This is a genomic window from Niveispirillum fermenti, from assembly GCF_048066175.1.
In the GTDB taxonomy this organism is placed as follows: domain Bacteria; phylum Pseudomonadota; class Alphaproteobacteria; order Azospirillales; family Azospirillaceae; genus Niveispirillum; species Niveispirillum fermenti.
Map to the genome: position 1 here is coordinate 1 of NZ_JBLTXA010000047.1, position 20,511 is coordinate 20,511.

The 20,511-nt window shown below is 65.3% G+C and carries 18 protein-coding genes; 8 read left to right on the plus strand and 10 right to left on the minus strand.

Going from position 1 to position 20,511, the window contains the following annotated elements; all coding sequences use genetic code 11:
* Positions 1 to 362: 362 nt before the first annotated feature.
* A complete protein-coding gene (locus ACM9LZ_RS23520) occupies positions 363 to 1,058 on the plus strand; it encodes a hypothetical protein (RefSeq protein WP_416621960.1) in 696 nt (231 codons plus the stop codon).
* 111 nt (positions 1,059 to 1,169) lie between these two features.
* On the opposite strand, the gene ACM9LZ_RS23525 is transcribed toward ACM9LZ_RS23520, so the two are convergent.
* From ACM9LZ_RS23525 to ACM9LZ_RS23545, 5 genes are all read right to left on the minus strand, one after another.
* Positions 1,170 to 2,642 carry an aldehyde dehydrogenase family protein gene (locus tag ACM9LZ_RS23525; protein ID WP_416621961.1) on the minus strand — a complete coding sequence of 491 codons (1,473 nt, stop codon included), beginning with the start codon at positions 2,640 to 2,642 and terminating at the stop codon, positions 1,170 to 1,172.
* A gap of 64 nt (positions 2,643 to 2,706) precedes the next feature.
* Entirely contained in the window at positions 2,707 to 4,119 is a 1,413-nt protein-coding gene (locus ACM9LZ_RS23530) for an FAD-binding oxidoreductase (RefSeq protein WP_416621962.1), read from the minus strand.
* A 226-nt stretch (positions 4,120 to 4,345) separates the two neighbouring features.
* On the minus strand, positions 4,346 to 5,176 hold the full coding sequence (locus tag ACM9LZ_RS23535; protein ID WP_416621963.1) for an alpha/beta fold hydrolase: 831 nt from the start codon (positions 5,174 to 5,176) through the stop codon (positions 4,346 to 4,348).
* A 34-nt stretch (positions 5,177 to 5,210) separates the two neighbouring features.
* Positions 5,211 to 6,302 (minus strand): Rieske 2Fe-2S domain-containing protein, encoded by a 1,092-nt coding sequence (locus ACM9LZ_RS23540; RefSeq protein ID WP_416621964.1) that lies wholly within the window; start codon positions 6,300 to 6,302, stop codon positions 5,211 to 5,213.
* A 44-nt stretch (positions 6,303 to 6,346) separates the two neighbouring features.
* Positions 6,347 to 7,189 (minus strand): fumarylacetoacetate hydrolase family protein, encoded by an 843-nt coding sequence (locus tag ACM9LZ_RS23545; RefSeq protein ID WP_416621965.1) that lies wholly within the window; start codon positions 7,187 to 7,189, stop codon positions 6,347 to 6,349.
* Between the two features lie 170 nt (positions 7,190 to 7,359).
* Between ACM9LZ_RS23545 and ACM9LZ_RS23550 the strand changes: the two genes are divergently transcribed.
* Genes ACM9LZ_RS23550 through ACM9LZ_RS23560 form a run of 3 tightly spaced genes read left to right on the plus strand, consistent with a single transcriptional unit; the run spans position 7,360 to position 9,833 of the window.
* The gene (locus ACM9LZ_RS23550; RefSeq protein ID WP_416621966.1) at positions 7,360 to 8,238 is read left to right on the plus strand and encodes a VOC family protein; all 879 of its coding nucleotides are present in this window, start codon (positions 7,360 to 7,362) and stop codon (positions 8,236 to 8,238) included.
* 8 nt (positions 8,239 to 8,246) lie between these two features.
* Positions 8,247 to 9,488 (plus strand): NAD(P)/FAD-dependent oxidoreductase, encoded by a 1,242-nt coding sequence (locus tag ACM9LZ_RS23555; protein ID WP_416621967.1) that lies wholly within the window; start codon positions 8,247 to 8,249, stop codon positions 9,486 to 9,488.
* A gap of 27 nt (positions 9,489 to 9,515) precedes the next feature.
* Positions 9,516 to 9,833 (plus strand): 2Fe-2S iron-sulfur cluster-binding protein, encoded by a 318-nt coding sequence (locus ACM9LZ_RS23560; RefSeq protein ID WP_416621968.1) that lies wholly within the window; start codon positions 9,516 to 9,518, stop codon positions 9,831 to 9,833.
* A gap of 70 nt (positions 9,834 to 9,903) precedes the next feature.
* Here the strand turns inward: ACM9LZ_RS23560 and ACM9LZ_RS23565 are convergent, their stop codons facing one another.
* The 5 genes from ACM9LZ_RS23565 to ACM9LZ_RS23585 all read right to left on the minus strand — a co-directional run bounded on the left by ACM9LZ_RS23565 (position 9,904) and on the right by ACM9LZ_RS23585 (position 14,365).
* Entirely contained in the window at positions 9,904 to 10,425 is a 522-nt protein-coding gene (locus ACM9LZ_RS23565) for a MarR family winged helix-turn-helix transcriptional regulator (protein ID WP_416621969.1), read from the minus strand.
* Positions 10,426 to 10,640: 215 nt separating this feature from the next.
* Positions 10,641 to 11,552 carry a cupin domain-containing protein gene (locus tag ACM9LZ_RS23570; RefSeq protein WP_416621970.1) on the minus strand — a complete coding sequence of 304 codons (912 nt, stop codon included), beginning with the start codon at positions 11,550 to 11,552 and terminating at the stop codon, positions 10,641 to 10,643.
* Complete coding sequence (locus tag ACM9LZ_RS23575) at positions 11,549 to 12,334, minus strand: HpcH/HpaI aldolase family protein (RefSeq protein ID WP_416621971.1); 786 nt, start codon at positions 12,332 to 12,334, stop codon at positions 11,549 to 11,551. Before ACM9LZ_RS23575 ends, ACM9LZ_RS23570 begins: the two co-directional genes overlap by 4 nt.
* Positions 12,335 to 12,473: 139 nt before the next feature.
* Positions 12,474 to 13,016, minus strand: a complete 543-nt coding sequence (locus ACM9LZ_RS23580) for a 3-phenylpropionate/cinnamic acid dioxygenase subunit beta (protein ID WP_416621972.1) — start codon at positions 13,014 to 13,016, stop codon at positions 12,474 to 12,476.
* On the minus strand, positions 13,013 to 14,365 hold the full coding sequence (locus ACM9LZ_RS23585) for an aromatic ring-hydroxylating oxygenase subunit alpha (protein ID WP_416621973.1): 1,353 nt from the start codon (positions 14,363 to 14,365) through the stop codon (positions 13,013 to 13,015). Before ACM9LZ_RS23585 ends, ACM9LZ_RS23580 begins: the two co-directional genes overlap by 4 nt.
* 188 nt (positions 14,366 to 14,553) lie before the next feature.
* Here ACM9LZ_RS23585 and ACM9LZ_RS23590 point away from each other — a divergent pair, with 188 nt between their 5' ends.
* The 4 genes from ACM9LZ_RS23590 (at position 14,554) to ACM9LZ_RS23605 (ending at position 20,383) form a co-directional block, all read left to right on the plus strand.
* Entirely contained in the window at positions 14,554 to 15,474 is a 921-nt protein-coding gene (locus ACM9LZ_RS23590; RefSeq protein ID WP_416621974.1) for a DODA-type extradiol aromatic ring-opening family dioxygenase, read from the plus strand.
* Between the two features lie 2 nt (positions 15,475 to 15,476).
* Entirely contained in the window at positions 15,477 to 16,454 is a 978-nt protein-coding gene (locus ACM9LZ_RS23595; RefSeq protein ID WP_416621975.1) for a DODA-type extradiol aromatic ring-opening family dioxygenase, read from the plus strand.
* 123 nt (positions 16,455 to 16,577) lie between these two features.
* Entirely contained in the window at positions 16,578 to 18,929 is a 2,352-nt protein-coding gene (locus ACM9LZ_RS23600; protein ID WP_416621976.1) for a TonB-dependent receptor, read from the plus strand.
* An 89-nt stretch (positions 18,930 to 19,018) separates the two neighbouring features.
* The gene (locus ACM9LZ_RS23605; RefSeq protein ID WP_416621977.1) at positions 19,019 to 20,383 is read left to right on the plus strand and encodes an MFS transporter; all 1,365 of its coding nucleotides are present in this window, start codon (positions 19,019 to 19,021) and stop codon (positions 20,381 to 20,383) included.
* Positions 20,384 to 20,511 lie beyond the last annotated feature (128 nt).

Sequence of the window (20,511 nt, forward strand, 5' to 3'; positions counted from 1 at the left end):
GCATGCGCAGGTCATTGATCATCTTGTGGTTGATTGTAGGACTAGAAAAGCCAAATAGCATGCGATTGGCTGACGGGCAATTGTCGAAGCGTATTAAAGGGGAGGGGCCTGGTGCTGTCGGCGAGTTTGCCCCAATAGTGTTCCAAACTCGCCCGTCCGCTTCTCCATCCCCGCCCCGCCCAACCTTCCCCTATGGCGATTGGACGTAGCCGCGTGCCGGAAAGTGGCCTTTATCGGTTTATATGCATCCTCTATAACCCGCATCCATGCGGGGGGCGGCTTGGTGGCGATGGTGCCGGTGGCCGTCCTGGTGCCTTGACCGGCGGGGCCGGTTGGCTGCCTTGCGTGGAAGGATGGATCGATTGGTCTTCGTTTTGCGGCGGATGCTCGCCCCTGCCTTTCTTTTGATCCTGGCCGCCTGCACGGTGCCGCCGCAGCCGGCCCCCGTGCCGGTGGATGCGGAGGTCGTTTTCTGGGAAAGCATCCGGGACAGCAAGGACGCGGCGGAATACCGGGCCTATCTGGATGCCTATCCCGACGGGCGGTTCGCCGCGCTGGCCCGTATCCGCGCGACGGAGGCCCCCCCGCCCCCGGCGCCACCCCCCGCACCGGCCCCGGTGGCGGCCGCCCGGCCCGCGCCGCGGCCCCCGGTGGTGTTGCGGCAGCCGCCGCCCAGGGAACAGCAGGGCGAACCCGCCATCGTGGATGCGCCGGCCCCGCCGGTGAACTGGGCCAAGATCGACAATGTCGGCGGGCAGCAGAACCCGCTTCTGCGCAGCCAGATCATGGATTGCTGGGACCCGCCGCCGCTGCCGCGCGCCGCCGGCCGGTTCCGGGCGGAAATCGGCATCTATTTCGATCCGGCCACGGGGCTGGTGCGCGGCGCCGCGTTCCTGGCCGGCAACCGGGAGATGACGGAACCGGACTATGCCCGTTTCGTCAACAGCGCCCTGGCCGCCCCCATGGCCGCCGGCTGCCGCGCGCTGGACCTGCGGCAGCCGGGCGCTGCGGATGCCTCGGGGCTGGTGCTGCTGTTCGCGCTGGACAGCCCGCCCTGACGCCACCGCCTTGATCCCTTGGTCCTGGTGATCGCCAGCACCCCGGCCGTGCGACCGGTTCCCCTGATCCGGTCCAGGATGGCCATGGAAGAAACATAAGGGTGAAACGGCTCAATAAAGGCGGGCGACGACGGATTTGGTTTCCATGAAGGCATCCAGCCCCGCGGCGCCGCGTTCGCGGCCCCAGCCGGATTCCTTGTAGCCGCCGAAGGGCAGCCAGAAATCCTGCACGCTGTAGCAATTGATCCAGAAATTGCCCGAGCGCACGGACCGTGCGATCGTGTGGGCTGCCTCCAGCGAGCGTGTATAGACCGCGCCGGCCAGGCCATAGCGTGTCGCGTTGGCCTGTCTGATCACCCAGTCCAGGTCATCGAACGGCATGGCGGACAGGACGGGGCCGAAAATCTCCTCCCGCATGACCTTGGAATCCGCCGGGGCGTGGGACAGGATTGTCGGTTCGACAAAGAACCCGTCGCTGTCAAGACACCTCCCGCCCGTGACCAGTTCCGCGCCATCGGCAATGCCGCCGTCGATATAGCCCTGAATCCGGTCCCGCTGCTTGCGGGAGATCACCGGCCCCATCTGGGTGCCCGGGTCCAGCCCGTTGCCGACCACCATCTTCGATGCGGCATCGGATACGGCCTGGATGAGCCGGTCATAGATCCCCCGGTGGGCATAGAGCCGGGAGCCCGCGACACAGGCCTGGCCGGAATTGGTCATGATGCCGGCCAGCACGGCGGGAACCGCCTTCTCCAGATCGGCATCCTCCAGCACGATCACCGGCGACTTGCCGCCCAGTTCCAGGGACAGGCGCTTGAAGTTGCCGGATGCCGCCTGCACGATCTGGCGGCCGACGGCGGTGGAGCCGGTGAAGCTGACCTTGTCGACATCGTCATGGCCGGCAAGGGCGGCACCGGCAATGCTGCCCAGCCCCGTCACGACATTCAGCACGCCTGGCGGAACCCCCGCCTCCAGCGCGATGGCGGCCAGCCGCAGGCTGTTCAGCGAGGTATCCTCCGCCGGCTTCAGGATGGCGGTGCAGCCGGCGGCCAGGGCGGGGGCCACCTTGTGGCAGGCCATCATGAAGGGCCCGTTCCAGGGAACGATCAGCGCGGCCACGCCCATCGGCTCCTTCAGCGTATAGCCGAAGAACGGCTCACCCTGGGCCATCTCCCCCGTCTGGCCATGGATCTTGCCGATCCAGCCCGCGAAATAGCGGAACGCCTGCGCGCCATTGCCGATGGTGGCGCGGGCGATGGGCAGCGGCATCCCGTTTTCCAGCACTTCGTTGCGCGCCAGTTGCTCCAATTCCGCTTCGATCCGGTCGGCGATGGCATGCAGGATGCGGGCGCGTTGCGGCGCGGGCAGCTTCAGCCAGCGCCTGTCCTCGAATGCCTGGCGCGCGGCGCGCACGGCATCATCCACATCATCTCCATCCCCGGCGCTGACATCGCCGATGGTTGCGGCTGTCGCGGGATTGATGCTGGGGAATGTGGCCTGGGATCGGGATGGTCTGAATTCGCCGTCGATCAGGATCGTCCGTGCGGCGCCGCTCTCAGGTGTCGGCGTTTCCTGGACCTTCATCGGGTCTCTCCTCTGCGTCATCATCTTCGTCATCATGCCGGGGGGCAGGGGGCAGCACCGCCGGTCAGGCCCGGATGTTCCGGTTGTTGTGGAAAATGTTGCCGGGGTCGTAGCGCCGCTTCACAGCCTGCAACCGTTCGAAATACGGGCCGAACGCATCGCGCACATGATGATCGCCCTCATAGCTGAGGTAGTTGATATAGGTTTTCCGGCTGTTCACGGCTTTCAGCGCCTGGGATGTCGCCATGGCCCAGTCGATCCTGTCCTGCTGAAGATCGGCGCCCTGCCAGGGTGCCACGATGTTGTAAAGGATGTGCCCCGGTTCCCGGATGAAGGGTGTGCTGCCGGCGGGAACACGGCACAGGGCCCCGTGCAGATAATGCAGAAGGCCGATCAGGCAGCCTTTCGGCCCGCCTTTGGCGATGATCTCCGCGAAGGCATCGATGACCGGATCGGTGATCCCGTCGAACTCCCCGCCGCGCAGGAACATATTGTCGAAATGCGTCGCACTGCCGGCGAAGGAAGCGAAGGCTTGCGGTCTGACCGTGTCCAGGATCGCGGGGCCGAAAGCCCGCAGCGCGGCCAGGACCTTTTCACCCTCGCCAAGCGACCCGGACCAGCAGAGCCGGACGATGACGGTCGGGTCCGGCCCCAGGGTGAACAGGGTCCCGACCTCCAGCGCATCGGGGCTTTGCGCCAGGAAATCGCGCAGGAAGCGCAGAAAGCGGACGGGGTCGGCCTTGAACCCGATATCGCCGGCCAGAACCTGCGGGATGGCGTGCAGATTGTAGGTGAAGGCCGTGGCCACGCCGAAATTGCCGCCACCGCCCCGCAGCGCCCAGAAAAGGTCGGCGTTGCTGTCAGCATCGGCCCGCAGCACCCGTCCGTCGGCCGTCACCAGATCGACGGACAGAAGAGTGTCCACGGTGGCGCCGCAGATGCCGCTGACCCAACCCATGCCGCCGCCCAGTGTCAGGCCGCCGACACCGACATTGGGGTTCATGCCCAGCGACGGGACGAGACCATGCGGTGCGCCGGCATTCGTCAACGCCCCGGCCCGCGTGCCGGCGCCCACACGGGCGATGCGGCTGGCCGGGTCCAGATCGATGCCGGTCAGGCGCGACAGATCGATCAGCATCCCCGTGCGGGTGGTCGAAGCGCCCAGCAGATCGTGGCCGCCCGACCGTACCGAGATGTCCATGTCCTGCCGCTGCGCAAATTCCAGGGCATGGGCAATGTCGGCCGCATCGTCGGGCTGCACGACAAGGGCGGGGAAGCGGTCTTCCACTGGCGTGGTGCCCTGGCCACGCCGTGCGGCCGGGTATCCCGCATCCGACCGCGCGAAGACGGGGCCCTTCACCACGCCGCGCAGCTTTTCCACCGGCGGGGAGGGCGTGGCCCCGGCCGCCGGTCCGGTCAGGACGGCGGCGGCCAGGGAACCGGCTCCGGCCATCAGGTTGCGCCTGTCGATCGGCAAAATTTCCTCCCGCTTTGTTGTCATCGACCCCGCTCGGGTCGTTATACGAAGTCCCGGTGATCGCAACCGATCACCGCCCATAATCACCCGTGCCCACATCCGTGGGCTTGGCACCCGTGCCCACATCCGTGGGCTTGACGACGCCACATGTGCGGTGCGGCGGCGGTCGCCGCCGAAGCGGTTCTCCGGTCAACGGATAGCCACCCTAATGTGATCATAGCATAAATTATGCTGGCACCGTTCGGCCGGTCAGGCAGGCATCGACACTATCGGCCAGCAGTGCCGGTGCGGCGGAATAGGCGAAGTGCCCCTGGTCGGGAATGGTGCGGGCCCGTATGGCGGGCAGCAGCGTGCGGAGTGCCATATCCGGCGATGAGGCATCGGGCGGCACGGGGCTGTTCCCGCCGGTCAGCAGGGTGCAGGGGCCCGCGATGCCGTCCAGGTCACCGGGCTGCCAGGCAAGATCATCCAGCAGGCGCAATTCATTGGGAAAGGCGCCGATGGTCTGCCGGAAACGCTCCCACAGCGGCCCGCTGCGCAGTCCCGCGAGGGCCGGTGCCGGCAGGCCCACGACATGGGCCAGGGCGAATTCCGTGGCACCGTCCAGGTCCCCGGCGGCCAACATACGGCGGATGTCGGGAATGTGCCCGCGGCTGACCGGTCCGCGTGCCGAATGGCGTGGCTCATAGACGATCAGGGGGCCGGGAAAGCCGATGCGCGCCGCCAGTGCCAGCGCGCAGCCGCCGCCGAAACTGTGTCCCAGCAGCGCGCCCTCCGGTCCCGCCAGATCGATCATGGCGGCCAGATCGTCCAGTTCCGCATCGATGGCGAAATCGGGTGCGGCGGGGCTGTCGCCCCGTCCGCGCCGGTCATAGAGGAAGACAGTCCGCGTTCGGGCCATCCGTTCGGCAAAGGGCAGCCAGTCCTGCGCCGTGGCGAAGGACCCATGGCAGACGACCAGCGGCGCGCCATGGCCAAGGCGCTGATAGGAAAGCACGGTACCGTCGGTGGAGGTGACGGTTCCGCGATGGATGGGCCGGTTTTCTTGCAGATGCATAAGCGACCTCGACACTCAAGGGGGGCGGATCCGGTCAGACCGCCACGGGCGTCAGCGCCTCGGGATCGGGGATCAGGCATTGCCCCCTGGCCAGCCCCGACGGACCGCCTTCGCCTTCCTGACGGATCAGCGTGGCCAGAAGCCGGCGGGCCCGCAAGGGCGCATCATCGACACGCAGGGCGAATTTCGGCACCGACAGGCCGCTATCGTCCAGTTCCTTCTGCTGACGCTCCACGATGTCCTTGTCCTCATCGAAGGTGCGCTGATGCGCGGCGATGATCCTGTCCGTCAGGTCGGCATCATCCAGCCGGAAATTCCGGTTATGGGCCCAGAAATAATGGGTCGAGCGCTCCGTCTCCGGCGTCAGAAGGTGCAGGACGCGCGACACCAGCGTCTGTTCCGGCCCGGCACCGACCGGCCGCACGCCGACATCGGTCATGTTGATGGCCGGTGCCGTCCAGATGGCGGTCTGCCAGCGGTCGATCCGGTCATCGCCGCCGCCGGCCAGCAGCTTGAAGAAGGGCGGCGGCGTGATGTCCGGCATCTCCCGGTGCGCCCGGATCACCTTGCCGTCCAGGGTGACGCGCACGGGATAGTCGGCGATGCTCTCCTCCTCGCCATTGCCGATCGTCGCCTGGTGGATATAGGTTTCGTGGCTGAGGTCGAGAAGATTGTCGGACAGCAGCCGGTAATCGCCTGCCACATGCGTATAGCCGGTCGAACTTGTCCAGCGCGGCAGGGTCAGCCAGGGCAGGTCGGGCACCAGATCGGCATCGGCCAGCCCCTTGTCACCCATCCAGATCCAGACCAGACCGAACCGTTCCACCAATGGGAAGGCGGTGGCATTGGCATTGGGCGGGATATTGTCCTGGCCCGGAATATGGACACACGTGCCGTCCGGCCTGAAGGCCATGCCGTGATAGCCGCAGTGGATGATATCCCCCGCGCGACGCCCGGCCGACAGCGGCACCAGCCGGTGCGGGCAGCGGTCCAGAAGGGCCGCAGGATCGCCAGCACCGGTGCGGTAGAGCAGCACCGGCTGGTCCAGGATGCGGCGCGCCAGGAAATGCCCGGCCGGCAACTCATGCGGCCAGGCCGCGACGTACCAGCAGTTCTTCAGGAACATGCTTCTCCCCCCTTTTTTGATGCCCTCAGGTATCGGTCGCCAGCCTATTCCGCGCCTTCCTGGGCGATGGCATTGGCCAGGACGCCGATACCGTCGATCTCCACCTCCACCCGGTCGCCGGGCTGCATGAAGATCTGGGGGTTGCGCTTCACGCCCACACCGCCCGGCGTGCCGGTCACGATGACGTCGCCGGGGGCCAGCGGGGTGAAGGTGGAGCAATATTCGATCAGCCGGCCGATGGGAAAGATCATGTCGGCCAGGGTGGCTCGCTGCATGACGGTGCCGTTCAGCCGCGTCTGGATCGTCTGTCCCCCCGGCGGGCCGAACATGTCGGGCGTCACCAGCCAGGGGCCGAAGGCGCCGGTACCGGGAAAATTCTTGCCCGGCGTGAACTGGATCGTGTGGGCCTGCCAGTCGCGGACCGATCCGTCATTGTAGCAGCTATACCCGGCGACATGGTCAAGGGCGGTGGCCGCCGGAATGCGGCGTCCGCCCTTGCCGATCACGATGGCCAGTTCCCCTTCGTAATCCAGCATCGCGGATTCACGCGGGCGCAGTATCGCGGAAAGATGGCCGGTCTGGCTGTCGGCGAAGCGGGTGAAGATCGTGGGGTTGCTCACCACGGCCCGCCCCGTTTCGCGGCGATGATCCTCGTAATTCAGGCCGATGCACAGGATCTTTCCCGGATCGGGGATCAGCGGCAGGAAGGTGATGTCGGTCAGCGCGAAGGCCGCGCCGTCCCCGGACCGCAGTGGGTCCGCCGCCAGCGCCCCGGCTTCGATCGCCGCTTTCAGGGAGGGGTGGAGATGGTCCAGCGCCCGGACCCGGTCGCCATCGACCCATCCCCAGCGGGTCCTGCCGTCGGCGGAGAATGTAACGTAACGCACATGAACCTCCCGGATTTCTGCGGGGCGCGCTGTCTTTGCCGCGCCCTATTGCAATGATCTAATAAGTTATGCTAGCAAAGCATTATCTTGTCAAGCATGCCCGGTGCCCGAAGGCGCCATGAAGGAAAACGCGCCGCCCGGCAGAAGGGTGGCCGCCACGGGAGAGCGATATGCAAATCGATGATCAAGAGACGGTTCCGGCCGAATTGCCGGGGACGGCCGCGCCGCTGCTGCGGGCCCATCTGGCCGCTGTCGCCCTGACATCGCCCGACCCGCAGGCCCTGGCCGGCTTCTATCAGGATGCGCTGGGTTATGAAGGGCAATGGCAGGAGGGGCGCTGGATGGGGCGGCAGGGCACGCGCCGGCTGATGATCGGTCCCGGTGCGGCCAACAATGTCGACCATACGGTCTTTGCCGTGCCGGATGCACAAGCCCTCTGCGATCTGCGTGAGAGGCTGGTATCGGCCGGTATCGGCATTGTGGAGGCACAATCATCCATATTGCCCGGCGCGGCCATCCGGTTCAGCGATCCGGATGGCAATGTTCTGCTGTTCGGTGTAGCTGATCCCGCCGAGGAAATCGACATGGCCGGGGCCGCACGGTTGCAGCATATCGTCTTTGCCAGCGATGCGGTGCCGGCGATGGTCCGCTTCTATTGCGACATTGTCGGTTTCGCCCCGTCGGACTATGTCCGGGATGAGGGGCAGGACCTGACGTCGGCCTTCCTGCGCTGCGGGGTGGAGCATCACAGCCTGGCCGTGTTCCGGGCGCCGCGCAAGCGCCTGGACCATCTTTGCTATGATGTCGCGACCTGGACGGATATCCGGGACTGGGCTGACCGGTTCGCCGCGCGCCATATCCGGCTGCGCTGGGGGCCGGGCCGCCATGGTCCCGGCAACAACCTGTTCCTGTTCATCAATGACCCCGACGGCAACTGGCTGGAATTTTCCACCGAACTGGAACAGGTGGAGGGGCCGCGCCCCGTCAAGACCTGGGTGCATGAGGAACGGACCCTCAATAGTTGGGGCGCCGCTTTCCTGCGGAGCTAGGGGGTATCATGGAGCAGCGTTACGACGTGCTAATCGTCGGTGGCGGGCATGGCGGGGCGCAGGCGGCCGCATCCCTGCGCCAGAACAATTTCACCGGCACCGTGGCGGTGATATCGGAGGAGCCCGACCCGCCCTATGAACGGCCGCCGCTTTCCAAGGAATATCTGGCGCGGGAAAAGCCGTTCGCGCGCATCCTGATCAAGCCCGTCACCTATTGGGCGGACAAGGGGATCGACATGATCCTGGGGGCCCGCGTGACGGCCGTCGATCCCACGGCGCATCGCGTGACCACCGCCGACGGGGCGGCAATCGGCTATGGCACCCTGATCTGGGCCACGGGTGGACGGGCGCGGCGGCTGGCCTGTCCGGGGCACGATCTGGCGGGCATCCACACGGTGCGCAGCCGGGCGGATGCCGACAGGCTGATGGCGGAACTGGATGGCGTGAGCCACGCCGTGGTGATCGGCGGCGGTTATATCGGGCTGGAGGCGGCGTCCGCGCTGGTCAAGGCCGGCAAGCAGGTGACGGTGCTGGAGACGCTGCCACGGGTGCTGGCCAGGGTCGCGGGGGAGAGGCTGTCCCGCTTCTATGAGGCCGAACATCGCGCTCACGGTGTCGATATGCGGCTGGGGGCCGTGGTTGCCGCCATCCGGGGGCGTGACGGCAGGGTGTGCGGCGTGGAACTGGCCGATGGCCAGGTAATCGATTGCGGCATGGTGATCGTCGGGATCGGCGTCGTTCCGGCCGTCGAGCCGCTGCTGGCGGCGGGTGCTGTGGGGAGCAACGGCGTCGATGTCGATGAATATTGCCGGACCAGCCTGCCCGACATCCATGCCGTGGGCGATTGCGCCGCGCATGCCAACCCATTTGCCGACGGGGCCCGCATCCGGCTGGAATCCGTGCAGAACGCCAATGATCAGGCCCTGGCGGCGGTCAAATCGATCATCGGTGCGCCCGCGCCCTATCACGCCGTGCCCTGGTTCTGGTCGAACCAGTATGATCTGAAGCTGCAGACCATCGGGCTTTCAACCGGCCATGACACGGCCCTGCTGCGCGGCGATCCCGCGAAACGCGCCTTCAGCATCGTCTATATGAAGCGCGGGCGGGTCGTGGCCATCGATTGCGTGAACAGGGTTGCCGATTATGTCCAGGGTCGCGCCCTGGTGGCCGCCCGCATGGCCATCCCCGAGGAACTGCTGGTGGATGCTGATCGGCCGCTCAAGTTGCTGGCGGCAGCGTTCGCCGGTTGAGTACCTGCAATCAAATCCAGAGGAGGAATGATGACCCTGACAGTGATCGACCGGAATGGAACCGAACGGACCGTCACTGCCGAGCCCGGCATGAGCGTGATGGAGATCCTGCGCGAACAGGGGTTCGATGATCTGCAGGCCCTGTGCGGCGGTTGCTGTTCCTGTGCCACCTGCCATGTCTATGTCGATGGCAGTGCCGCCGGCCTTCTGCCGCCGGTCGGGCCGGACGAGAACGACCTGCTGGACAGCAGTGCCCACCGTACCGGTGCCTCCCGCCTGTCGTGTCAGTTGCGCTATCAGCCGGAATTGGCGGGCCTGACCATCACCATCGCACCGGAGGATTGATGCCGGAGGATTGATCCGGCGGAACGGCGGTGACCGGCCCGTTTACCAGGCTGGTTTCACCGCGGCCGTTTCAGCTCTGCGATGCGATCAGCTTGCCGATATTTTCATAGGACCGTTCCAGCAGGTCCCGGAACAGGTCCTTTTCCTGTTCGGAGAAACCGTCAATAACGGCTGCCTGGAACTTCTTACGCATCTTTTCCACCGACCGGGCGATCTTCTTGCCTTCCCCGGTCAGGCAGACAAGCGCCTTGCGCCGGTCGTCGGGGTCCTTCTCCCGGTTCACCAGGCCCGCCCGTTCCAGGGCGTCGATGGCCTTGCCGATGGCGGCATCCTTGAGGTTCAGGCGGGTGCCCAGTTCGCGTTGCGACATGCCATCCTCGACCCGCAGGACGGTCAGCGGATACCAGGCGCTCAAGGTGAGGCCCACGGGCTCCAGCATCAGTTCGATGGCGTAAATCTCCCGCATCCGGATCATGCGGATGAGATAGTCGATCTCCCCCTTGAACAAAGGGTCGAGTATCGTTTCCAGTTCCTTGTAATCATGAGGTTCGCGAAAGTTTCCGCCCTTCGCGGCTTTCTTTTGACCGGCCATGAAATTCTTGAGTCCTTCGCTTGCAGGATAATCTGTCAGGCCGGGGCCTGCCCCCTGACCGTCCGTTCATTTCATTGGAGTTCAATCCACTTCAAGGCCCCGGACCAGGCTATCCACCACCCTATTGGCCACCACCCTATTGGCCACCACCCTGTGGCAAGGGGCAAAGTAGCATATCGCCGCGCGCTTTCTCCAGCGGTTCCGGGATGCGGTCGTCATGCCGCCCCGCCCGGCAGCAGGCGGGGCGGCAGCGGGTAATCGTCGGCGTTGCGCACCCAGCGCGGTTTCAACGCGAAATCATCCCGGGGTGGGGCAAAGATATCGACCAGCCGGGCGCCGGCGCCGTGCCAGCCCGTGGTGTGGATCATCCGGGGCGGGATGACGACCAGGGAGCAGCCTGTGCAATCCAGATGTTCATCCGCGCGCCACCGGCCCCGGTCCGCCCCCCAGGGCGTGCGCAGATGATGGGTGAAATCGCCTTCCAGGGTCAGCGATCCCTGCTCGAAATCGGCATGGTCGTGCGGGCTGAGCCGTGCCGGGTCGCGCGCGGCCACCGATGGCTGGAAGATGTTCACCATCAGGTTGGTGGACCGGAAGAGGCGGCCGAACCCGACATCTTCCATGTAATCACGCAAAGGGTAGACGCGCAGGCGGAACCCGTCCGGTGGTGCGGGCCAGCTTTCCAGCGGGGCGACATCCGGAGCGCCCCCGGCATAGGCGGCGGCATTGGCCGCGCGGTCTCGCAGGAAGGCGGCGCTACCGGAAAGGATGCGCACGATCAGACCCGGGCCATGCGCCGTGAGGCGGGTGGTGCCAGGGGGAAGGATGGCCAGCGCCTCTTCCCCGATCCGCCGGGTCGCGTCGCCCGTGCCGACCGTTACCGGGATCGCCGGCGACAGCAGCAGCATCGATTCATCGGGAATATCCGGCTGGACGATCTGTGCGCCTTCCGCCACGCGGCTGACCGCGACGACAAAATTCGCCCCCCGCGCGATCCAGGTCGGGGTTCCGTCCGCCTCCAGGATTTGCGGCGGGCCGGCGCTGAACGGCACGAAGCTGGCGGGGCGGCAATGGGTGCCGGGCGTGAGGCGGCGGTTGTCGCCGAAGGTCGGGTCCGTGGAACTCATGGTGCCACCTCCTGTGGGGGCAGGGATTGGAAGGCGTGAAGCTGCTGTGCGGCGGCTTTGCGCAGGAAACCCTGATCGGAATTCACCACCAGCGCGCTGACACCAAGGTCGAGCAGCCAGGCCCCCGCCTCGACATCGGGGGCCGTCGCCATCAGGGCCCGGCCGTGGCGTTGCGCGGTCCGGCAAATCTCTGCCGCCGCACGCCGCAGGGCAGGGGCTTCGGCAGAGCTTTCCCCCATGGCGACGGCAAGGTCGCCCAGCCCCAGGAACAGGGCATCGACGCCCTGGATGGCCGCGATGGCCTCCAGGTTCCGCAGCGCGTCGGGATGTTCGATCATGAGGGTCACGGACACGGCCGCATCGGCCCGGGCGACATGGTCGGCCAGCCCCAGCGCCCCGTATCGCCCGGCCCTTGGCGATGGCGAGAACCCCCGGCTGCCGCCGGCATAACGCGCGGCGGCAACGGCATCCCTGGCCTCTGCGCCCGAATTCACATGCGGTACGACCACCCCCGCCGCCCCCATGTCGAGAGCGGGGAGGATGGAACCAGGGCCGGACACCCGTACCAGCCCGGCAATGCCGCCGGCCCGGGCCGCCAGCAACAGCAGGTCGATGGCGGCCCGGTCGAAGGGGCCATGTTCCTCATCGATGATGACGAAGTCGAAGCCGAGATCGCCCAGGATTTCGGTCGCGTGGACGCTTGGCGTCTTGATGAAGCTGCCGGCAAGCCGCGTGCGATCCCGCAGGCGCCGCCGGAATCCGCCGGCACTGGTGGATGTCATCGGGGTTCCTCTGTCGAGACTTGGGGAAACCGACCTGCGGTTCCTTATCCGTATCTGCATTGATCAGAGCCAACAGGTTCTGGTCACCGCAAAATAGTATAAGGCTTTGATAGTGAATAAAAATCTCCCGATCGGACACTCAGAAGAAGGTCGTCAGGTTCTTGAACAGCATCTTGCTCTGATCCAGGAAGATGGATCGTTTCAGGATGCGGAAACCGTCGCCGGCCGGTCGCAGGATGTCCTTCCGCTTGCCGACGAACAGCCGTACCTCTTCCTCCCGCCGGTTCACATAGAGCAGGAAGCGGCACTTGACGGTGATTTCCGTCTCCGTGACGGCGGCAATGCGGATGTTGGTGGTCATGTGGGTGGTGCGCGACAGGGGCTCTTCCGCCCAATGGTCGCCGCCCTGGATCTGGCGGATGCGCTGCTGAAGGGTCTGCTTGCCTTCATCGAACCAGGCCGCATCCAGATGTGCCCGGCTATATTCGTCCTGCGGTCGGTTGAATTCGAAATTCCGGACCAGCGGCATCCAGTAATGGATGTCGTCATCCAGCAGGTCCAGCCAGCGGTCGAACTGTCGCTCGTCCAGCAATTCGGCCTCATAGGCCAGGAAATCCTCCACACGGGCCTTCAGGTCGGGGTGGAAGGGCAGGGCGATGGCCTCTTGCGTCTCGGTCGTCATTCTGCGGCCGCCTCCGGGCGGAAGGGCTGGGGCTGACCCGTCATCATCTCCGACCAGCGGTCATAGAAGATGCGCTGCGCATGTTCGGAAACACCCTCATCGACCAGCGCGCCGGCGCCGATCCAGGGTTCGGGCCAGGCCCATTTCGCCTCACCACCCAGGCGGAGCTGGTAATTCATGGGCAGGCGCCGAGCCAGGGCGCTTTCGGCGCCGACCTGGGCCGATCCCCAATTCTCGAAATCATCCTGTTCCACCATGCCGGCAGGACCCGTGTAGCGCAGCAGGTAGTTGCGCATCACGTCCTTGACCACCTGCGGCGCGTTCTTCGGCACGAAGACCCATTTCCAGACCTCCGTCCGGCCCGGTGCGCGCGGGATCCAGGTGGTGACCGATGTGCGGTTGGCGGCGTTATAGACGAAGTTCGGGAAGACAACGCCGCCCCGGTTCAACAGCCGCTCCCGCTCCCCGACCCGCTTCTGGCGGGCGTAATGGGCGTCGCGGAAATATTCATCAACCTCCGGATTGGCGCCCCATTGCGAGAAATACTCGCGCATCGCGTGTTCATACAGGTTTCCACGCACGGCGTGGCCGCCGGCCGGAAAGGTGATGTTCAGCATGCGGAACCTGTTCTTGTCGGCGTCCCAGGTGTGGCGGCCGCGCAGGCCCGTCAGCGCCAGGCCGACCCGCTGCACCGATTTATGGCTGACATCATGGTAGAGATCGCCGGCCGCATTCTCCGCACCGAATTTCCAGTTGCTGGGAATCTCGCATTTCAGGATGCCGTCGATCACCTCCAGCCCGTCATCCTCGCCATCCGGCCCCATCATGAATTCGCGCAGCCACCAACCCATATCGCCCAGGAAGGTCTCGAACGAGGGGGCCGCCTCGTCGAACGTCGCCCAGATGGACCCGTAATAACGCGCCACCCGCGCCCGGATCAGGCCCCAGCGCGAGCGTTCCAGCTTGCCGCCATAGCCTTCGGTGTTCAGCGGGACGCCCGAAAGATCGCCATTATTGGAGAAGGTCCAGCCATGATAGGGGCAGGTGAAGCGCTTGGCGTTGCCCTTGTCATAGCGGCAGACCGGCATGCCGCGATGGGTGCAGAGGTTGAGGAGGACATTGACCTCGCCGGTCTGGTCGCGCGTGACGACAACCGGCTCGCGCCCGGCCTGGGACAGGAAATAATCGCCATTATGGGGGATCTGGCTTTCATGGCCGACGAACAGCCAGGACTTCCGGAAGACCGTTTCCATTTCCTTCTCGTAGATCGATTGATCGGAGAAGATGGCGCGATCCACCAGCCCGGCCCTGGTGTCGACCAGGCCGCTCCCTATCGTGTCGTGATTCATTATTTGTCCTTTCCTGGGCCTTCGGTGCCGCACGCGATGTCGGAATCCGTGTTGCGCCGCTGACATAAGTTATGCTAGCAGAATATTTATTGTCAAGCCCGGTCGATCGAATGCAAGGCCGGGTGGGGACCGCGGGTCCGCCAGCAGCCGGACCCCTTCAAAATCACGCAAGATGCAGGGGAGATGAGATGCCGATCATCATGGGGGCTGGCGTCGGCTATTCGCCGCTTCTTTACCGCCCGCGCGCGCAGTGGGAGGCGGTCTTCCGGTTCCTGCGGAAGGATGCGATCCAGCCCAAACGTGCCGGTAGCGAGGATGCCGCGGTGCTGGACGGGTACGAGACCCGGATTTCGCAAGGCTTCGCCGCCCTGCGTCAGGCCATCGCCGGGGCCGGGCTGGACGCGCTGATCCTGGTCACCGCCGATCGCGGCAGCCAGTTCGACAGTTCCCATGTTCCCCAGATCCATGTGCAGGCGGGGGGAGAGGTCTGGGGCGATCCGGCCATCACGGCGCTGGGGGAACCATCACAGCCCCTGACCTTCGCGTGCGACGAGACGGTCGGCGATATCCTGGCGGAAGAACTGGTGCGGGACGGTTTCGACATCGCGGAGGCGCGCCGCGCCTTCAAGCCCGTGGGCCGTTCCGGCCAGGGGGCCACACCGGCGCTGGTGGAGGCGGCCGCGCGGCTGGCCGGTGACCTGCCGATCATCCCGGTCAGCATCAACTGCCATGTGGCACCCGTCATGACCGGGGCCCGCATCCACCGGCTGGGTCAGGCGCTGGCGCGGGCCGCGGCCTTGACCGACAAGCGTCTGGGCCTGCTGGTCAGCGGCGGGCTTTCCGGTGATCCGCAGGGCGACATGGCCGGCTGGGTCGATGATGTCTTCGACAAATGGGTGCTGACCCGCCTGGCGCGTGGCCGGTCAGCCGATCTTGTCCGGGTGTGGGATGTGCCGTCACGCAACCTGCTGGCCGGCACGACCGAGGTTCGCCTCTGGACGGCCGCCGCCGCCGCCCTGGATCAGGCGGGCTGTCATGCCCGTGTCCATGATTACATGCCCATCCACCATGCGGCGGCCGGTGTCGCCTTCGTCACCTGGGAGAACTGATCATGCCGCTTGTCACGGGGATGGCGTCGTCCCACTCGCCGATCATTTTCCAGGACACCTATGAAGGCTGGATGCGCTGGTTCCGGCTGATCAGCTCGGGAACCCCGCAGCCCGCCGATGTGCTGTCGCAGGACGAGGCCTGTGTGACGGGATGGATCGACCGCCGCCGCCGGGCCTTCGACCGGTTGGCCACGGCCATCGACCGGCATGCCCCCAAGGCCCTGATCGTGGTGGGCGGCGACCAGTATGAATGGTTCTCTGCCGCCAACAACCCGAACATCATGGTTCATGCCGGCAAGGACGACATTGTCGGGTTCCACAATTACGGAGATTTCGACAGCGAGCCCTTGCCCAGGTTCTGGGAACATCCCGACCGGTTCGGCGTCCGCCTGAAGGTCCATACCGAGCTGGCGGAACATTTCCTGACCGAACTGGTCCGCCAGGATTTCGACATCTCCATCAGCCGCAGCCAGAACCCGCAGGGCCGGCCGGAACTGAAGGCGCCGCACGCACTGACCCGGCCCACGCCCCTGTTGATGGCCAGGCGGGAAATCCCGATCATTCCCATCATCATCAAGACGACGGAACGGACATCGGCGGCCCTGTCGGGTGCGCGCTGCATCGAACTGGGCCGGGCCATCGGGCGGATCTGCGCCGACCTGGACGAACCCATCGCCATCTATGGCAGCGGCGGCATGTCCCACGATCCGGAAGGCCCCCTGTCGGGCTGGGTCGATCAGAGGCTGGACGAATGGGTGCTGGACTGCATGAAGGCGCGCGACTTCGACCGGCTGGGCAGCCTGTTCTCCTTCCGCTCCGCCGCCACCGATTCCGGCACGGGCGAGTTGCGCACCTGGCTTGTCGCCGCCGGCGCCATGGACGCGGCCCAGCCGCAGGCGCGCTGCCAGGTCGTGGACTATTTCCCGGCCCATATCGCCACCGTCGGGGCGGGCTGGGTCTTGTGGGAAGCGGACCGCTGAGCAGCAAAATGCTATGCTAGCATAATTTACTCTTGCATAGATTATGTGGGTCGTAGCAGTATCACGAACAGAAAAGTGAAGTCGGCCAATGATAAGAATGCCGACCAACGTGGGAGGGGAAATATGTTGCGTACCAAGCTTTTGGGCAGCGCTGCCTGCTTGCTGGTCTCCGGTCTGGCTGCGGCCGGCCTTCCGGCCATGGCCCAATCCGGTGACCAGGGCGCCAGGGACAGTGATTTCATTCTGGAAGAGGTTGTCGTCACCGCCCAGAAGCGTGTGCAGAACCTTCAGGATGTGCCGATCTCCGTTTCCGTGGTGACGGGCGACATCATGCGCGACGCCCAGATCACCACGGTGACCGATCTTGGCAACCGGATCAGCGGCGTGAAGGTGAACAGGGCCGGCGCCTCGGACTCCCTGAATATCCGTGGCATCGGCTCCGGCTTCAACATGGGGTTCGAACAGTCGGTGGCCACCTTCGTCGACGGTGTCTATCTCAGCCGGTCGCAGACGACGCGCGTCGGCTTCCTCGATCTGGAGCGGATGGAGGTGCTGAAGGGCCCGCAATCGACATATTTCGGCAGCAATGCCATTGCCGGCGCGCTCAGCGCCGTGACACGCAAGCCCTCGCAGACGCCCAATGGCCAGGCATCGGCCCTGTATGGTTTTTCCGACGGGGAATATGATGTGCAGGCCGCCGTGGGCCAGCCGCTGACCGACAGGCTGTCGGGGCGCATCGCCCTGCGCAAGTCGGGCATGGATGGCTATGTCCGCAATGTCCGGATGGATAAGGACGGCCCGAACAATGATGATACCCAGGCCCGCCTGTCCCTGCGCTTTGAGGCCGACGACCTGGATATCAACTGGCGCATCGACTATGCCGATTTCGATGACAAGCATGCGGAATTCCAGGAAATCCTGAACTGCCCGCCGGCACCCGGCTATGGAAGCCCCGGTGTCGGCTGCCTTTCCGTCATCTCCGCCGGGAATGCCGACAACCGGCTGGATTATCGCACCAGCACGGGGGATTCCTTCTTCAAGCTGGAATCGGTGAGCAGCGCGCTGAATATCGCCTGGACGGTCGGCAGCCATACGCTGACCTCCACCACCGGCTATTACGAGCATGATATCCATCGCTTCACGGACAGCCCCCTGCTGCCCGTGGCCGGGTTGACGGGGATCACCCGATCAAGCGGGCTGCCCATCACCCAATTGGAGAAGTTCCATTCGTTCAGCCAGGAATTCCGGCTTGAATCCGACAAGGGCGGGTTCCTGGAATATATGCTGGGCGTCTATTACGATAAATCGAACCTGGAAGGCTCGCTGTCCTACGGCTTCTATTTCGCGCCCTTCTGGTCCCGGCTGGGCGGTGCGGTGGCACCCAACACGCCGCTGGCCCAGCGGGCGTCGGGCGATCAGGACCAGTCCAACCGTTCCGTCTTCGCGGCCGGGACCCTGAATGTGGCCGAGGATTTCCGCATCAACCTGGGTGCGCGCTACAGTTCGGTGGAGAAGAAGAACCACCGCGAGACACAGGTGGGTGTCGGTGACAATTTCGGGCGGTTCGGGCCTGGCGATGAAGTATCGGCGGCGGCCTTTGCCGCCTTTACCGGCAGCGTTGGTTTTCCCGCCGGGGATTACGCGATCACCAAGCGCACCGACGACAAGTTCATGCCGTCGGTCAACCTGCAATATGATCTGACGCCGGATGCGATGGTCTATGCCTCCTACACGACCGGCTTCAAGGCCGGGGGCTGGGCCATCGGCAATTCCAAGGATTTCTTCGGGCCGGAAACCGTCAAATCCTATGAGGGTGGCGTCAAGGCGGCCTGGTTCGGCCGCCGGATGACGACCAATGTCGCGGCCTTCAACAGCCGCTATAACGGCCTGCAGGAATCCACCAGCATCGCCAATGCCGCTGGCGTGCCCGTGTCGGTCATCGCCAATGTGGGCCGGGCACGGGTGCGCGGTGTCGATCTGGAAATCGGTGTCCATATGCCGTCGGGTCTCAGCGTGTCGGCCAATGTCGGCTACCTGGACGCCGAATATCTGGAATATCCCAACGCACCCTGCACGCAGTTGCAATTGCTGGCCCGGCCGACGGGATGCACCCAGGACCTGGCGGGCAAGACCAAGGCGTTCGCTCCGGAATGGAGCGGCGGTGTCAATGCCAGCTATGGTTTCGATGTGACGTCCGATGTCAGGGGCCAGTTGGGGGCCTGGCTGTATTTCACCTCCGGCTATTACCAGCAGGCCAGCATCGACCCGCTTTTCTACCAGCCGGGCAATGCCAAGCTGGATCTGCGGGCCACCATCGGTGCGGTGGACGACCGTTGGGAAGTGGCGGTCATCGGCAAGAACGTGACCGACAAGGTCACGGCCGGCTATCGCTCCGTGATGACGGCGTCGAATGCGGTGACGGCCGCCACGGACCGGGCACGGTCGGTCGCGGTCCAGGTTTCGACCAAATTCTGATACCGGCGCTCCGGTGTTCCGGTGGCACTGGCCCCGGGCCGCCGGAGCGCGCACCCTGTACCCGGACATAACCCGAGGACATTCTTTCGATGCCCACTTCCAACACAGGTGGTGCGATGCCACCGGTCGTCAATTTCACCGCAGAGGTTCGTGACGGCCCGATCCGTGCCAGACAGGTGGCCGTGATCGTCACGCTGGGCCTGCTGGTGCTGTTCGATGGCATGGACACCCAGATGCTGGGTGTGATCGCCAACGAAATGACGCGGGACCTGGGCCTGTCCATATCCAATTTCGGCGTGGTCTTTTCCTTCGGTCTGCTGGGGGGCATTGCCGGAGCGTTGCTCATCAGCCCCCTGGCCGACCGGCTGCTGGGACGCAAGACCATCACCGTGGCGGCCATGGCGGTGGCCGGTCTGGCCACCATCGCCACGCCCCTCGCAACCAACCTGCATGAACTGCTGGTCATCCGGTTCATCGCGGGCGTGGGGCTGGGGGCCGCCCTGCCCAGCATCTTCGCCCTTGTCTCGGAATTTTCGCCCAAGCGCTTCTCCCGGCCCATCACCTCCAGCCTGATCGCCTTCATGCCGCTGGGGTCCTTTCTGGCCGGGGTGATCGGGCGGTTCGTGGTGCCTGCGCATGGCTGGCCGATGCTGCTTTATGTCGGCGGGGGGCTGACCCTTTTCCTGACGCTGCTGGCCGCCTGGATATTGCCGGAATCGGTCTATTTTCTGGCCCGCATCAAGAACAACCAGCAGCGGGCGCTGAAGGCGGCCCGCGCCCTGCTGCCCGACCTGCGCGCCGGTGCCGTGATGGTCGAGGATGCCGACGGCACGGCGGAGAAGAAGCAGCCCGTCGCCCGGCTTTTCGCGGGCGGGTTCTGGAAATTCACGCTGCTGATCTGGCTGGCCTATATCATGAACCAGGGCATCCTCTACTTCGTTTTGAGCTGGACGCCGGCCCTGCTGCAGAAATCCGGACTGGCCACCGCCGCCGGCATGGATGCGGCTGCCATGTTCGGGCTGGGTGGCGCGCTGGGTACGGCACTTCAGGGCTGGCTGGCCACGAAGGTCAATATCCACAAGCTGATGTTTGCGGAAATGGCGCTGTATCTGGTGGCCATCCTGACCCTGCCCTTCATCCTTCATGATGGCGTCCTGACCTCGGTGGCCGTGTTCTTCATCGCTGTCGGTATCTGCGCCTATCAGGCGGGGTTCATCCTGATCGTGGTCGAATCCTATCCCAATGACATCAGGGCGACCGGATTTGGCTGGGCGCTTGGCATCGGGCGTATCGGTGCCACTGCCGCGCCTGTCCTTGCGGGCATGCTGGTCGGTCTGGGTTGGGGCGCGGGGCAGATTTTTGTGGCCGCCTCCATCCCCGGCATGATCAGCGCCACGGCCCTGCTGCTGATCGCGCTTCTGGCCAGAAGGTCGAAATCGGCAATCCAGCCCTAGTACCGGATCCCGGTGAGCGCAACTCAACCGGGATCCGGTCCGGCGGCGACCGCCGTCGCGCCGCACATGCGGCGTCGCCAAGCCCACGGATGTGGGCACTGGTGCCAAGCCCACGGATGTGGGCATTG